Below are 1,961 nucleotides of genomic sequence, written 5' to 3'. Positions count from 1 at the left end.
CACTTCACAGGTATTCGGAGTTTGGCTGCTATTGGTACCCATAATAGGCCCGCAAGCATCCAGTAGCTCTACAGCCGGGAAACTATAGACTGACGCTGCGCCTACGTGCATTTCGGATGGAAGCAGCTATCTCGGAAATTGAATGGCCGTTCACCCCTATCCACAAGTCATCGCCCCAGTTTTCAACCTAGGTGCGTTAGGTAATAAAAAAAGTATGAAAAAGGATTAAAAAGGAGAAAGGAGAGAGAAGAAAGAGGAGGGGAGAGAGAAGGAAAAGAAAAGAAAGAGGAAGAATAGAGGGAGAGAAGAGGCCACCGAAAGGGTGAAGCTCGCTACATACCACTAACTCGCAGACTCATTTTTCGATAGGCACGCCATCACCCCGAAAGGCTCTGACGGATTGTAAGCTCACGGTTTCAGAAACTATTTCACTGTCCTCCCGGACTACTTTTCACCTTTCCCTCACGGTACTCGTCCACTATCGGTCACACAGATATATTTAGACTTACCCAACGGTCTGAGCAGATTCACACGACATTCCACGAGTATCGTGCTACTCGGGACATATTCTCCAGAAAGAGACTGCGCTACCATCTACGGGGCCATCACCCTCTACGGCCAGGCATTCAATCCTGTTCAACTCACACAATCTTTTATCACTCCCTCACCAGCCTGTCAGAACCAGTACGAGAACATCCCACAACACCACACACGCAACCCCTGACAAGTATCACACGCGCATGGTTTAGTCTCCTCCGCTTTCGCTCGCCACTACTCACGGAATATCTTTTCCTGTAGGTACTGAGATGTTTCACTTCCCTACGTACGCCCCCAAAACAAAAGTTCGGGTACCACAGATTCGTCTGTGGTGAGTTTCCTCATTCAGAAATCCTCGGATCACAGCTCGGTTGACAGCTCCCCAAGGCTTATCGCAGCCTCCCACGTCTTTCATCGCTCCCATGTGCCAAGGCATCCACCCTAAGCCCTTAACAACAAACCACAAACAATCCCTTGTTAAGACCCTATCAAAAACAACATAAATTCCTAGACAACACAATCATCACACAAATGATCACAAAAACGATCCAACAAACCCAACAAAACAATTGAGTCCGTTGAAATTGCAACAAACAAGCAAAAACTTGTTTGCTCGCGTCCACTATCCAGTTCTCAAACCACCACACCACACCACCACACCAACACAGTCACAACCATGCCGTGGAAGTAGCGGGTATTTTGCTCCCAACCACGAAGTCGCGGTCCGGGAACCCAAAAGCACATTTCGTAAAACTCTAGTCTCGATAATTTTTCCACACCAGACACAACCCCATCTCGTACTCGAGACAGTTGAAAGCTGTGCATCTTACAGTCTACAACCGTAGACCTTCAAAATTCTCCGTAGAAAGGAGGTGATCCAGCCGCACCTTCCGGTACGGCTACCTTGTTACGACTTAGTCCCAATCGCGAACCTCACCTTAGACGGCTCCCCCAGAGTAAACTGTTAGGCCACCGGCTTCGGGTGTTGCCCACTTTCATGACTTGACGGGCGGTGTGTACAAGGCCCGGGAACGCATTCACCGCAGCACTGCTGATCTGCGATTACTAGCGACTCCACCTTCATGAAGCCGAGTTGCAGGCTTCAATCCGAACTGAGACCGGTTTTACAAGATCCGCTCCAGGTCACCCTATCGCACCTCGCTGTACCGGCCATTGTAGCATGCGTGAAGCCCAAGACGTAAGGGGCATGATGATCTGACGTCATCCCCACCTTCCTCCGAGTTAACCCCGGCGGTCTCTTGTGAGTTCCCACCATAACGTGCTGGCAACACAAGACAAGGGTTGCGCTCGTTGCGGGACTTAACCCAACATCTCACGACACGAGCTGACGACGACCATGCACCACCTGTAAAAGCGCACCAAAAGAGGAAACCCTATCTCTAGAGTAGTCGTAATTATGTCAA

Annotated in this window: 2 rRNA genes; both read right to left on the bottom strand. The window is 49.7% G+C overall.

The window, feature by feature from the left end:
- Positions 1 to 1,000: ribosomal RNA gene (locus ALMA_RS07995) — 23S ribosomal RNA — on the bottom strand; the annotation flags it as partial.
- Between the two features lie 402 nt (positions 1,001 to 1,402).
- Positions 1,403 to 1,961, bottom strand: a 16S ribosomal RNA gene (locus ALMA_RS07990); the annotation flags it as partial.

It is taken from the genome of Alloscardovia macacae (assembly GCF_002259705.1).
Lineage (GTDB): Bacteria > Actinomycetota > Actinomycetes > Actinomycetales > Bifidobacteriaceae > Alloscardovia > Alloscardovia macacae.
The sequence above is the reverse complement of the archived record's forward strand: the minus strand, read 5'-3'. Positions and strand labels throughout refer to the sequence as shown.